This window comes from Photobacterium sp. GSS17, from assembly GCF_028621875.1.
Lineage (GTDB): Bacteria > Pseudomonadota > Gammaproteobacteria > Enterobacterales > Vibrionaceae > Photobacterium > Photobacterium ganghwense.
Map to the genome: position 1 here is coordinate 899,811 of NZ_CP117517.1, position 13,247 is coordinate 913,057.

At 49.8% G+C, this 13,247-nt stretch carries 13 protein-coding genes; 12 read left to right on the forward strand and 1 reads right to left on the reverse strand.

Features of this window, described 5'->3' with window-relative positions; genetic code table 11:
• Nucleotides 1-11: 11 nt before the first annotated feature.
• From PGW97_RS04075 to flgJ, 10 genes are all read left to right on the forward strand, one after another.
• The gene (locus PGW97_RS04075; protein ID WP_047883864.1) at nt 12-842 is read left to right on the forward strand and encodes a CheR family methyltransferase; all 831 of its coding nucleotides are present in this window, start codon (nt 12-14) and stop codon (nt 840-842) included.
• A 169-nt stretch (nt 843-1,011) separates the two neighbouring features.
• Nucleotides 1,012-1,407, forward strand: a complete 396-nt coding sequence (flgB, locus tag PGW97_RS04080) for a flagellar basal body rod protein FlgB (protein ID WP_047883863.1) — start codon at nt 1,012-1,014, stop codon at nt 1,405-1,407.
• 3 nt (nt 1,408-1,410) lie between these two features.
• On the forward strand, nt 1,411-1,827 hold the full coding sequence (gene flgC, locus PGW97_RS04085; RefSeq protein ID WP_047883862.1) for a flagellar basal body rod protein FlgC: 417 nt from the start codon (nt 1,411-1,413) through the stop codon (nt 1,825-1,827).
• An 18-nt stretch (nt 1,828-1,845) separates the two neighbouring features.
• On the forward strand, nt 1,846-2,559 hold the full coding sequence (locus PGW97_RS04090; protein WP_047883986.1) for a flagellar hook assembly protein FlgD: 714 nt from the start codon (nt 1,846-1,848) through the stop codon (nt 2,557-2,559).
• A gap of 20 nt (nt 2,560-2,579) precedes the next feature.
• Nucleotides 2,580-3,899 (forward strand): flagellar hook protein FlgE, encoded by a 1,320-nt coding sequence (gene flgE, locus PGW97_RS04095; RefSeq protein ID WP_273858848.1) that lies wholly within the window; start codon nt 2,580-2,582, stop codon nt 3,897-3,899.
• Between the two features lie 235 nt (nt 3,900-4,134).
• Nucleotides 4,135-4,887 carry a flagellar basal-body rod protein FlgF gene (gene flgF, locus PGW97_RS04100; protein ID WP_047883860.1) on the forward strand — a complete coding sequence of 251 codons (753 nt, stop codon included), beginning with the start codon at nt 4,135-4,137 and terminating at the stop codon, nt 4,885-4,887.
• A 19-nt stretch (nt 4,888-4,906) separates the two neighbouring features.
• Nucleotides 4,907-5,695 (forward strand): flagellar basal-body rod protein FlgG, encoded by a 789-nt coding sequence (gene flgG, locus PGW97_RS04105; protein ID WP_047883859.1) that lies wholly within the window; start codon nt 4,907-4,909, stop codon nt 5,693-5,695.
• A 27-nt stretch (nt 5,696-5,722) separates the two neighbouring features.
• Complete coding sequence (locus tag PGW97_RS04110) at nt 5,723-6,484, forward strand: flagellar basal body L-ring protein FlgH (RefSeq protein ID WP_047883858.1); 762 nt, start codon at nt 5,723-5,725, stop codon at nt 6,482-6,484.
• Between the two features lie 4 nt (nt 6,485-6,488).
• Nucleotides 6,489-7,607, forward strand: coding sequence for a flagellar basal body P-ring protein FlgI (locus PGW97_RS04115; RefSeq protein ID WP_047883857.1), 1,119 nt, complete (start codon nt 6,489-6,491; stop codon nt 7,605-7,607).
• A 29-nt stretch (nt 7,608-7,636) separates the two neighbouring features.
• Entirely contained in the window at nt 7,637-8,722 is a 1,086-nt protein-coding gene (flgJ, locus tag PGW97_RS04120) for a flagellar assembly peptidoglycan hydrolase FlgJ (protein ID WP_273858849.1), read from the forward strand.
• A 261-nt stretch (nt 8,723-8,983) separates the two neighbouring features.
• Here the strand turns inward: flgJ and PGW97_RS04125 are convergent, their stop codons facing one another.
• Nucleotides 8,984-9,166: a hypothetical protein gene (locus tag PGW97_RS04125; RefSeq protein WP_047883855.1), complete on the reverse strand. Its 183-nt coding sequence runs from the start codon at nt 9,164-9,166 to the stop codon at nt 8,984-8,986.
• Nucleotides 9,167-9,837: 671 nt separating this feature from the next.
• Here PGW97_RS04125 and flgK point away from each other — a divergent pair.
• Nucleotides 9,838-11,793, forward strand: a complete 1,956-nt coding sequence (flgK, locus tag PGW97_RS04130) for a flagellar hook-associated protein FlgK (RefSeq protein WP_273858850.1) — start codon at nt 9,838-9,840, stop codon at nt 11,791-11,793.
• Between the two features lie 15 nt (nt 11,794-11,808).
• Nucleotides 11,809-13,035 (forward strand): flagellar hook-associated protein FlgL, encoded by a 1,227-nt coding sequence (gene flgL, locus PGW97_RS04135; protein WP_273858851.1) that lies wholly within the window; start codon nt 11,809-11,811, stop codon nt 13,033-13,035.
• The last annotated feature ends 212 nt before the right edge of the window (nt 13,036-13,247 follow it).

Below are 13,247 nucleotides of genomic sequence, written 5' to 3' on the forward strand. Positions count from 1 at the left end.
TTGAGTAGTAAATGACAGCGATAACAATTAATGATCAGGAATACCGTGATTTTTGCCGTTTTCTTGAAGCTCAGTGTGGAATAGTTCTGGGTGACAGCAAGCAGTATCTGGTGCGCAGCCGGCTCACTCCACTCATCAGCCGTTTTGCTCTCTCGTCACTGTCGGAGTTGCTGCAGCTGGTGATCTCCGGTCGCCACCGTGAGTTGAGAGTCGCTGCCGTGGATGCCATGACCACCAATGAAACGTTGTGGTTCCGTGATACTTATCCGTATACGGTGCTGGCCGACAAAATTCTGCCAGAGCTGGCTGCCAACAAGCGCCCGATAAAGGTTTGGTCATCGGCCAGCTCCTCTGGTCAGGAACCGTATTCGATTGCCATGACGGTGCTGGAAACGCAAAACCGTCGTCCGGGAATGTTGACCGCCGGGGTTCAGATTACGGCCACCGACATTTCCCAGACGATGCTGGAAACATGCCGCGCCGGTGTGTATGACAACCTGGCACTTAGCCGGGGATTATCGCCGGAGCGCCGTCGGATGTTTTTTGAAAACAACGGCGACGGTCGAATGAAGGTGAATGATAAGGTGAAGCGAATGGTGAATTTCCGTCCGCAGAACCTGAAAGACAGCTATGCACTGCTAGGTAAGTTTGATGTCATTTTTTGCCGCAACGTGTTGATCTATTTCTCACCGGAAATGAAAGCCAAAGTGCTGAATCAAATGGCAACCAGTCTTAATCCAGGGGGATATTTGTTCCTTGGTGCTTCTGAGTCGCTGACAGGGCTGAGTGATAAATTCGAAATGATCCGTTGTAACCCGGGTATCATTTACAAGCTGAAGTAATTGTCGCTGCCAGCTAAGCCATTCGGCCAGCAGCCCGATGAGTAAATAACAGGGGGAAGTTCTTTCCTCCTGTTTCATTTTATCCCCTAATTTCTTCCACATTATCAATCCGACTTTAACGTTGGCACGGCCTTTGCTTTGTAATTATCAGAGAATTACGGAGGCAGATATGTCAATTTCTTTTGATAAAGCACTGGGTGTACATCAGCATACCGTTGGTGTGCGGGCTAAACGGGCAGAAACACTGGCTAGTAACCTCGCCAATGCCAATACACCTGGCTACAAGGCAAAAGATATCGACTTTCAGCGAGCGTTGAATGCGGCAACCTCAGAGGCAAAAATTGGCCTTAGCCGTACGGACAACCGGCATATTCCTGCCTCTACGACCGTGATGGGCGAGCAAAAATACCGTGTACCCACACAACCTGATGCAGGTGACGGCAACACCGTAGATGCCCAGCTTGAGCAAAACCTATTTATGCAAAATTCCTTGGAATACCAAGCGTCACTGGACTTTCTGGGGGCGAAATTTAAGAACCTCAGCAAGGCATTGAAAGGGGAGTAATCGATGAGTTTGTTTAACATCTTCAATGTTGCCGGGTCGGCGATGAGTGCGGAATCCGTCCGTCTGAATACCACATCCAGTAACCTGGCGAATGCCAACAGTGTCAGCAGCTCAGCGTCTGAAACCTATAAAGCTCGTCATCCGGTGTTTGCCGCAGCATTGCAGAGCGCCAGTTATCAGCGCGAAGACAGTGTGCCAGTTCAGGTTAAAGGTATTGTCGAAAGTCAGAAACCCCTGCAAGCCGAATATAACCCGGAGCACCCGCTCGCGAACGCTGATGGGTATATCTATAAATCGAACGTGAACGTGATGGAAGAGATGGCGAATATGATCTCTGCCTCTCGCTCATATCAGAATAATGTCCAGGTGGCTGATACCAGCAAGCAGATGCTGATGAGCACGCTGCAGATGGGTAAATAAGCATAGAGAGGCATGGCGATGAATCCGATTAATGGTGCTGGGCAGACTAACCTCACTTATCTCGACCAGCTAAAAGAGATGCACGAAAAGAAAGTGCAGGAAGATCAGCAAATCACCGGACAGAATCAGCTTAAGCAAGAAGATTTTCTGTCACTGCTGACCAAGCAACTGTCTCAGCAAGACCCGTTCGAGCCGGTGGGCAACGATAAAATGATCGCCCAGATGGCGTCGTTTGCCACGGTGGATGGTATCAACAAAATGAACGAACAATTCGGGTTGCTGAATACCGCGATGACGTCAAATCAAGCCTTGCAGGCTTCATCGCTGGTAGGACAGGATGTGCTGATTCCAAAGTCGACCAGTTTCAAAACGGCGGAAGGCGATGTCAGTGGCCGTGTGCGACTGACGAATTCGCTGGATCAGGCTGTAATGCGGGTGGAAAACGCCCAGGGTGAGCTGGTTCGCACCATTGATTTAGGCGCGAAAGGGACCGGCGACCATGATATCGCCTGGGACGGAAAAGGCGAGGACGGCAAAACGTTGCCGGAAGGCCGTTACACGGTGAAAGTCTCCGGCATGGTCAATGGCCAGAGTAAAGATTTTGAAGTATTTACCCACGCTAATGTAAATAGTGTTCTGCTAGGCAAAGGGGATGGCGGCGTTATGCTGAACCTTGCCGGTTTTGAGTCTCCGTTCAAACTGACGGATGTCCTGCAGGTTGGTAAGGCGTAACAGCAAGAGGAATTATAACAATGAGCATGAATATTGCGTTGAGCGGCCTGAGTGCAGCCCAGAAAGATCTGAACACAACCAGTAACAACATTGCTAACGCCAACACCTACGGCTTTAAAGAGTCCCGTGCCGCGTTTGCCGATGTTTACTCCAACTCTATTTTCTCGAACAGCAAAACCACAACAGGCGGCGGGGTGCAAACATCTACCGTTGCTCAGCAGTTCCATGAAGGTTCAAGTATCTACACGAATAACCCGCTGGATTTACGCGTATCGGGCACCGGATTTTTTGCGGTAGCGGCCAATAAAAATGAGCCGAATGTGAACAGCCTGACACGTAACGGTGCATTCCACCTCAACAGCGACAACGAAATTGTCAATGCAGAAAACAATTTCCTGCTGGGTTATGAAGTTAACAATGACACCAAATCGGTGGCCTCGTATGAGCCTAAGCCGATGAAAATCAGTGATACGTTCGGTCAGCCGCAGAAATCGAACAACATGAATATTTCGCTGAACCTGCCGAACAAAGAAACGCAGCCGGTGAACTCTCCCTTTGATCCACAGAATCCGGACTCATTCAACAAATCGACGTCATCTACCGTGTATGACTCTTTGGGTAAACCGTACAAACTGTCCACTTACTATGTGGCCGAAAGCCCGACTGCGGCAAACTCCTGGCAGGTGTACTACACGGTGACGGATGCAGCAGGAACTGAAAGTCCATTGAATATTGACCCGACAAATTTACCAGCGAATGAAGTCGTGAATAATGGTACTGGCCATGTGGGTCATCGCATGACTTTCGACACCTCCGGTAAAATGACCTCAACGGACAAGTTCCGGACGGTCAGCTTCCAGGCAGCAGGTGTCAACGTAGGCGGTGCTGATGGGACACAAACGCTGTCGATGAATTACGAAGACACCACCCAATATGCGGCACCTTTTGAAATCCGCCGTTTCCAGGATAAAGACGGCGCGACTACGGGCTACCTGTCCAATGTTGATATCGACCCGGATGGCAATATTCTGGCTTCTTACTCGAACGGTAAAGATCTGGTGGTCGGGCGTGTAGCAATGGCACGAGTGCCAAATGAGCAGGGACTGGCGCAGCAAGGTGGCACGATGTGGAAAGTCAGTCAGGAGTCCGGCGAAGTGATCTGGGGGGATGCGGCTCAGGGTTCCTTTGGTGCCATTAAAAACGGTACGCTGGAACAGTCGAATATCGATATGACTCAGGAGCTGGTGGATTTGATTTCAGCGCAGCGTAACTTCCAGGCCAGCTCCCGTGCACTGGATGTGAACAACCAGCTGCAGCAGAACATTCTGCAGATTCGATAGTCCAAACGGTTTACCCGAGGGGTTATCATAACGCGATAACGTTCTTCCGCCGCCGGCAACCTGTCGGCGGCAATTTTTTTCCTCAAGCTTCTCGTCCGGGTGCCAATTTATCGGCAGTGGCTGAATTCTGCGTCTGAAATGCCGACTCCATCTGCGCTATGTCCATATAAAACAATAATTTGCATCTGTGGTATGGAAATTGCTTTGATTCTGCCATCGACTGAAGGGAGATGTTATGGATCGTGCACTTTTCCTGGCCATGAGTGGTGCCAAACAAGATATGTACGGGATGCAGCTGCATGCCAATAACTTGGCGAATGTGAGTACCACTGGTTTTCGCGCCGACCTCGAGCAGGCTCGTATGATGCAGGCTTATGGTGAAGGCTTACCGACCCGGGTATTTACTATGACGGAACGTCCCGGTAATGATTTTTCCCAAGGCAGTGTGAAGTCTACCGGCCGGGAGTTAGATGTGGCGATTGAAGGAGAAGGCTGGCTGGCGGTACAGGACAGCACCGGCAAAGAAGCCTATACCCGAGCAGGTCACCTGAAAATTGATGAGGCTGGCATGCTGCAAAACAGCAACGGCCAGTTAATTCTGGGTGAAGGGGATACCCCGATTCAGATTCCGCTGCCGATCAACAAAATCGAGGTTAAGAAGAACGGCATGATTCATGTTTTGCCGCAAGGCGCGCCGCCTGAAGCCATGATCCAGATTGATCGCATCAAGTTGGTGAAGCCGGATAACAAAAGCCTTTTCAAAGATGTCGATGGCCTCTTTAAATTCAGTGCCCCCAACCCTATCGGGTTGGAGCCGGATGCAACCGTCACGTTGCTGAGCGGCTTCCTGGAAGGGAGCAATGTGAATGCCGTGGGTGAAATGACCAGTATGATCGATTTGCAGCGACATTTCGAAATGCAGGTCAAGTTGATGAAAACCGCTGAGGAAATGGACAAAGCCTCCGCATCATTAATGCGTATTGGATAAGAAACAGGGGTAAAACAGCATGCATCCAGCTCTATGGGTTAGTAAGACGGGTCTCGACGCGCAGCAAACCAATATCTCAACCATTTCCAATAACCTGGCCAACGCCTCAACGGTGGGATTTAAAAAGAGTCGTCCGGTATTTGAAGATCTGTTCTACCAGAATATCAACCAGCCAGGCGGTCAGGTCACACAGAACACCACTTTGCCATCCGGCCTGATGTTGGGTGCGGGTTCTAAAGTGGTGGCAACCCAGAAAGTCTTTACGCAGGGGAATACCCAGACCACTGACAACGCACTGGATCTGATGGTGGAAGGCGATGGTTTCTTCCAGGTAATGATGCCTGACGGCAATATCGGCTATACCCGAAATGGCCAGTTCACGGTCAACGAGCAAGGCCAGATTGTGACCTCCGGCTCGGGCTATGTCCTGGAGCCTGAACTGGTTGTGCCGGATAACGCCGTGGCGATTACAGTGGGGACCGACGGTGAAGTGTCTGCTCGTATCCGTGATCAACAGGAAAACCAGCCAATTGGCCAGATCAACCTGACCAACTTCATCAATCCGGGAGGCTTGGAGCCTATTGGTCAGAACCTGTTTTTGCCAACGGGGGCCAGTGGTGATCCGCAGGACGGTATCCCGGGGCTTGATGGTTTCGGCAGCATTCGTCAGTCCATGCTGGAAACATCAAACGTAAACGTCACCGAAGAGTTGGTGAATATGATTGAAGCCCAGCGTGTCTACGAGATGAACTCGAAAGTGATCTCGACAGTGGATCAGATGTTGAGTTACGTGAACCAGCAACTTTAATCTAAATCAAAGGCGGCAGGATAAACAATGAAATACGGGGTATGGATTCTGATCCTGTTGCTGACGGGGTGTGTGTCTAAACCGGATACCGGTTCTGATCTGGAAACCGCCGTCAGCGATGTGGATGCGGTGGAAGGCAGTACGGAGCCGAGCAAAGGCATTATTGATCTGGTGCGGACGCGGGAAGATGCGGTGCAGGGCGATCCGGCATGGTCTGCTGTTCGTCCTCCTAATCAGCCTGAGCATTACACAACAGCAACGGGTTCGCTGTTCAATACGGCTTCTCAGGATCTGTACAATGACACCCGCCCTCGCGGTCTGGGGGATATTGTCACTGTTATGTTGCAGGAAAAGACCCAGGCGAAAAAAAGCGCCAGTTCAGATCTGGGCAAATCCACTGACATGAAACTCGATCCTATTGAGTTGGGCGGACGACCTGCCACCATTGCTGATTACAACCTGTCTTATCTGCTCAGTAACGACAACAAATTTTCAGGTTCGGCTTCGGCGGATCAGAGTAACAGTTTTTCCGGTTCACTCTCGGTTGAGGTGATTGAAGTGCTGCCAAATGGCAACCTGATAGTGCGCGGGGAAAAATGGCTGACTCTGAACAGCGGGGATGAATACATCCGGGTGAGTGGCACGATCCGACCGGATGATATTGATACCAATAATTCCATTCCGTCCACCCGGATTTCTAACGCCCGTATTCAGTATTCGGCGACCGGTGATCGCCAGGATACGCAAACGCCAAGCTGGTTCGCCCGATTCTTTAACGCAGCGATGTAAAGTTATGAAAAGACTGATTACTACCCTGATGACCTCCCTGGTTCTGGCGGCATCTATGACCATGATGGCCGGTGTGGCGAATGCAGCTCGGATTAAGGATGTCTCATCCGTTGCGGGAGTGCGGGATAACCAGCTGGTCGGGTATGGCCTGGTGGTCGGTCTGCCGGGCACCGGTGAGTCGTCTTCTGCGACGTATACTGAGCAAAGCTTTCTAGCCATGCTGAACAACTTCGGCATTAATCTGCCGGCTGATGCGCGTTTTCGTACCAAAAACGTTGCCGCGGTGGCGGTACATGCCACATTGCCGCCGTTTACCAAGCAAGGGCAGTCTATTGATATCACTGTATCCTCTATTGGCTCAGCCAAAAGCCTGCGCGGTGGTACCTTGCTACAGACCTTCCTGAAAGGCCTGGATGGAAAAGTCTATGCAGTGGCGCAGGGCAGCTTGGTTGTCGGGGGTTTTACCGCAGACGGTGCCGATGGCTCGAGCATCATGAGTAACACGCCAACGGTGGGGACGGTTCCCTCGGGCGCGATTGTTGAGCAGGAAGTTCCAAATCCGTTCGGACGCGGCGATTACCTGACATTTAACCTGTTTGAACCTGATTTTACGACGGCGCAAAGTATGGTTGAGGCTGTAAATGATTTCCTCGGCCCTGGCGTCGCGTCTGCTGTAGATGCCGCGTCCGTCCGGGTACGTGCTCCGCGTGATGTCAGCCAGCGCGTGGCATTTCTGGCGGCAATTGAAAACATCGAATTTAAACCTGCCGATGCCGGGGCGAAAATCATCGTTAACTCCCGGACAGGGACCATTGTGATTGGTCAACATGTTCGTCTGAAGCCAGCCGCCATTACCCATGGCGGTATGACGGTTTCAATCAAAGAAAACTATGCGGTCAGCCAGCCGAATGCATTCGGCGGTGGGCAGACAGCCGTCGTGCCCAATAGCGAAATTCAGGTCAAAGAAGAAGATTCACGTATGTTCCTGTTCGAGCCTGGCGCAACGCTGGAAGATCTGGTTCGGGCGGTCAATCAGGTTGGGGCAGCCCCATCAGACTTAATGGCAATTTTGCAGGCGCTGAAACAGGCGGGTGCGATTGAAGGCCAGTTGATTATTATTTAAAGCTTTTTATTTAGTGTCTTGAGGACAAGATGAAAAATAATCAATTTGACACGGGATTTGTGCTGGATATGGCGGGCCTGGAACGGCTGCGTGCCGGTGTCAAAACCGGTAAAGACGGCGAATCTCAGGGTCTTCGTGCCGCGGCTGAGCAGTTTGAGGCCATTTTTACTCAAATGATGTTCAAATCCATGCGAGAAGCTAACTCGGCGTTTGAGTCTGACTTGATGAGCAGCCGAAATACCAAGTTTTTCGAGCAAATGCATGACGAGCAGATGGCGAGTGAGCTTAGCCGGACGAACTCCCTGGGGTTGGCTGATCTGATTGTGGAACAACTCGGGGCACACCTGAGCGGTGAAGAGGCTGCGTCTCATGAGGCTCAAACTATATTGAGCCCCAGTGATACCGAGAAGCTTCTGCATCCTGAACAGCCTGATCGCAGTGTGCACAATGAGGCTGACAGTCGCCAAACACCGGATACCGTCAAAACCTCATTGCTGGTCGAGACGAATCAGTTGCCGGTAACTGATAGCAATATGCCTGTCAGCGAGCGTGGCAACGTGTTGCCGCCATATCGTGCCGTCTCCCAACCTGTTGATGTGTCTGCCACTTCTGAGATGCCAGCCTTACCACCGAGAAAGCCGACCTCGTTTACTTCGCCCGATGAGTTTGTTCAGGCGATGAAACCTTATGCGATGCGAGCCGGGCGTGCGCTCGGGGTTGATCCTGGGGTCTTGATTGCGCAAGCCGCGCTGGAAACCGGCTGGGGGAAAAAGGTACTGCGCAATGCCGCCGGCGACAGCTATAACTTGTTTAATATTAAAGCGGACTCACGCTGGGGCGGGAAGAAGCTGACGACGCAAACACTTGAGTTCCATCAGGGCATCCCTGTTCAGGAGCGGGCATCTTTTCGGTCATATAACTCTTACCAGGACAGTTTCAGCGATTATGTGCGTTTTTTGCAGGATAACCCACGCTATGAAACGGCACTGAACTATCGCACTCAGCCAGAACGTTTTGTTAGAGAAATTCACAAAGCCGGTTATGCGACGGACCCTGAATACAGTAAGAAGGTGCTCAGAGTGCTCGATCAGGTTAATGAGATGATGGAAAAGTAAGGCCGGAATGGAAAAATAAGGGTGGAAAAAGTATGGCCAAAGCGCGGTAACTGTCGTTACTGAGACATGAGTGACAGAGCCATGAACAGCAAAAGCCAGATGTAGAAACCAGATGTTTACCTTGTTAGTTACAGCGAACAGGTAATCAGTTCTGGCTGGCTGCAAATAAAATCAGAGAAAGTGGTAGCATCGTAAACGGTTGGGTTTTATTTACTTTAACTAAAAGCATGTCAGATAAAGGCATTTTTAGACAAACGCCTTTCAGACAAAAATATCGACAATGGTCGAAACAATTTTCAGCGTATCCTCACTCTCAGAAAGTGCCTGATGAATTTCATTCTGCTGAACTTTCTCAGCCTTACCTTCATTAATGTTGTCCATGATAAACGGACCCACGATTTCTTTGAGCGCATAGCCCAGTAACGTTGCAATCCCGATATTCATCCTGTTCCTTATTACTTTTCCTAGCTGACTCTGTTTTTATCAAAAAATCATTATAGTGCTCGAAAAGATAAAAACTACCTTTAGTCTTTTTGATGTTTTCGCAAAGCGTACAAATCATAGGAAACTCAGATAACCTTATGATTTATAGTGGCTTGACTGCGTGTTTTCATCTTACTTTCCCTCTAGCACCTACAAACATACCTAAAGGAAGCTATACATAGAGATCAATTTAGATGCTTTGGGTGTCGAGCATGACGATATGACCTGTTGGTTTAATACAACAATTAAATCAAGTCATAGAGCGTCACCCATTTCTAATGCAGCTATCGTGCCAAATCAAAAAAATGCTTTGGTTATTTTGGCTGATTGAACATTTTAATTTCAAATTGGGCATGTTGATCGGTGCTGAAATTCCGTTCGGGTTGCGTATCCGTGAGCGGGGAGATGTATCAGCTACACCCGATGCGAATACTTTAGCCCTCAGCCCTCAGCCCTCAGCCCTCAGCCCTCAGCAAGAATGCAATTATCACGTAAGCAAATGATTAAATGACTAGGGAGTGGCAATCGCGATCAGTCTCGTTTGAGTTGGCGTGATTTTTGCTAATTCCCTGATGTTCGGCCTGAACGCTTTCGTAAGCAGGCTGGCGAAATGGTAGAAACCAGGAGAAATTATGGCTTTGGATTTATTGCAGATTGGCGTATCGGGATTGAGGAGTTCGCAGAAACAACTCAATGTCACAGGTCACAACATCAATAATGTCAATACACCTGGATATAGCCGCCAGCTCGCCGAGCAGAAAGCCAATGATGCCGTATGGCTGGGAGGGGATTATTACGGTTCTGGCTCATACATTGATAATGTCAGCCGGGCCTACGATCGCTTTGCCGCCCGAGAGCTGACGCTGACCACGACACAGCTGCATGCCAGCAATGAAAAAGCCAGCCAGCTTGCCATTATGGACGATTACATTTCCCGTAATGCCAGTAAAACGGTCAGTAACATGAACGATTACTACGATGCCGTTAAAAGCTTGGCGGATCACCCGAATGATATGGGCTCCCGTAAAGCCGTGATTGAAAATGCCGGTCTGGTGGCTAGCACTCTCAACAGTGCCCATGGCAATCTGACGGATATGCACCGTGACGTCAGCGATCAAGTGGCAGCTTCTGTCAGTCGGGTCAATACCCTGGGGCAAGAACTTGCCGCCCTGAATGCCAGAGTGCTGGAAAGTCAGGGGGGCGAAAAAAATGATTTGTACGATCAGCAGCAGCAGTTGATCAACGAGCTTGCTGAATACACCAATGTGACGGTGCTCTCTGATAAAGAGAACCCGGCGCAGACCATTATGATTGGGCAAGGCTACACGCTGGTATCCGGCGTTGAACCGTCCAAGCTTACAATTGTTCCCGGAGAGCCGGATCCAAGTCAAAGTCAGGTTGCGCTGGAGCATGGTAACTCACTGAAACCCCTCAAGGCTGAATCGATGGGTGGCAAAATCGGCGCTCTGATCGAATACCGTAGCGACGTCATTGAAAAAGGCATGAATGAAGTAGGGCGAATGGCGATTGGTTTTGCCAGTGAGATCAATACCATGCAACGTCAGGGTCTAGACCTGGAAGGTCAGCCGGGACAAAACCTGTTTACAGACGTGAACAGCTTGTCTGCACAACAGCAGCGAGTGATTACCGAGGTGGGCAGTACGGCTGACATCAAAGTAGCAATTGATGATGTAAAACAGCTCAAAGCCGATGAATATCGCCTGGAAACTGAGGCTGATCCCGTTACAGGTGCATTAACCTACTCGTTGTTCAACAGTGCAGATGAATTGGTCACCCAAGCGGCTGGTTCAGGTGTTGCTGGCCAGCAAATTGCCGTTGATGGCATGGTCATTGAAATTGGTACGCCCCCGGTTGAGGGTGAAAGCGTGCAGATTCGCCCAGTGCGTCAGGGAGCCGGTGAAATAAGCTTGAATACCAACGACCCGAAAGCGATTGCTGCACAACGTGTCGTGACAGAAACTGAAACGAACACAGGCAACGCTCATCTTGAAGCGCTGCCTGGCGCAACAGCAACCGGCCGTTACCAAGTGCAGCTCTCCGCTGCTGGAGACAGTGTCTCGGTGACCGATGCAAACGGTAATGCTCTCACTTTGACTGACTCACTTGGCAATAGCGGCACCGCGCTGGCTTACCCGCTGCAAGATGGTCTATTTCAGCTAACCGATCCGAGCGGCAGCGCCACGCTGCGGCTGACCCGAAGCGGACAAGCCAATGACAGTTTTGTCGTTGAGCTGGGCGCAAAACCTGCGGAAGGGGATAACTCCAATCTGATGGCTATGCAGTCTCTGCAAACGGAAAAAAGCATGAACGGGGGCCGTTCCTCAATCATCGACCTGTTTGAAGGCTTGTCGACCGATGTTGGTATTCAGAAACAAAACGCCGAAAAAATGACTCAGATAAATCAGATGGACTTCGATGCCGCAACCGAACGGGTGCAGAGCCTGTCCGGGGTTAACCTGGATGAAGAAGCCGCCAACCTGATGAAATTCCAGCAGGCGTACATGGCATCCTCTCGTATCATGAGTGTGGCCAAAGAAACCTTTGATACCTTGATGCGTGCCATCTGATTTTTGGGGTGATTTATGATTAGCCGAGTATCCACGTTTACCCAGTATCAAAACCTGACATCCAGCCTGATGCGTAAGCAGAGCATGATCAATGAAACCAATGAGCAGCTTGCGACCGGTAAACGAATGCAGACCGCCGGTGATGACCCGGTTGCCTCTGTATCGACGCAAAACTACAAGCAGCAGCTCGTTCAAATTGATCAATACCAGAAATCGATCACCCTTGCCGGGAACCGCCTTGGTTCGCTGGAAACCGCCTTGAGCGGCGCTGAGAATTACATTGACAGCACCAAACAAAAAGTTATCGGGATGATCAATGGGGCGATGGCTGGGGATGATAAAACGGCATTCAAGTCCGAGTTGGAAAGCCTTTACCAGGGATTGATCGATCTGGCTAACAGTCAGGATGAAGGGGGCAATTTTATTTTCGCCGGTAATCAGGTGAATCAAATGCCTTTTGTCGCGGATGCTCAGGGTAATGTTCAGTACCTTGGTGATACCGGTCATCGTCAGGCCCGTGTTGACCAGTCGGTTTTTGTAAACACCAGTCAGCCAGGGCAACAGGTCTTCATGGCTGTGGAAAACCCATTCGGAGACTTTAGGCCTGATTATCAAGGGCTCCAGCCGGAATCTGGATTGACACTATTGTCGGCGACCAATCAGGATCCGAATGATACGACGCAGTATCGTGTGGCGTTTGTTGAAAATGCTGCAGGAGAGATGCAATACGAACTTTACGATGATTCGAGTAACACCCTTCTCGGCAGTGGGGCTTACGATGCGACAGTTGGTATTCAATACAGCGATCCGGCGCCAGGTAGTCAGATTTCACTTAACTTTCAGTTTGATGGGGATATCAAGCCCAATGACTCCGTCACCTTAGAGCCAGCGAAAACCTTCAGTCTGTTCGATTCCATTAAAAGTGCGATTGATTATGCTGAGTATGATGATGCTTCTCCGGAAGCTCGAGCAGGCTTACAGCGAACCATCGAAGAGTTTAATGCGGGTTATGTTCATATGAACCAGCGGCGCTCAGATGTGGGGGTCGGTTTGAAACAACTCGATACCTTCGAAGAGCAACATAAAGATTTTGAACTGACGTTAAGTAAAGCAAAAGGCAATTTGGAAGACGTCGATTACAGTGAAGCCATTATTGATATGAACCAAAATCTGATCGCAATGCAGGCGGCACAGGCAGCCTTTAACAAGGCAAAAGAGCTGACGTTGTTCAATTATCTGTAATGCAGATGTGATTATATCCCCTTAAAAAAAGCGGCAATGATTAGCCGCTTTTTTATTGCGTATCGTATTGATAGTAACCTAACTGGCTGTATCAAAAGAAAGTCATTAGTGACTTGATTGTTGTGCATTGAGCGAGTTTTAGAAAACCGGAAAAAAAATTAAAAAATCCCTAAAGGTTTATTTTTCCATGCCGTTATAGAAGGTACTTAAAC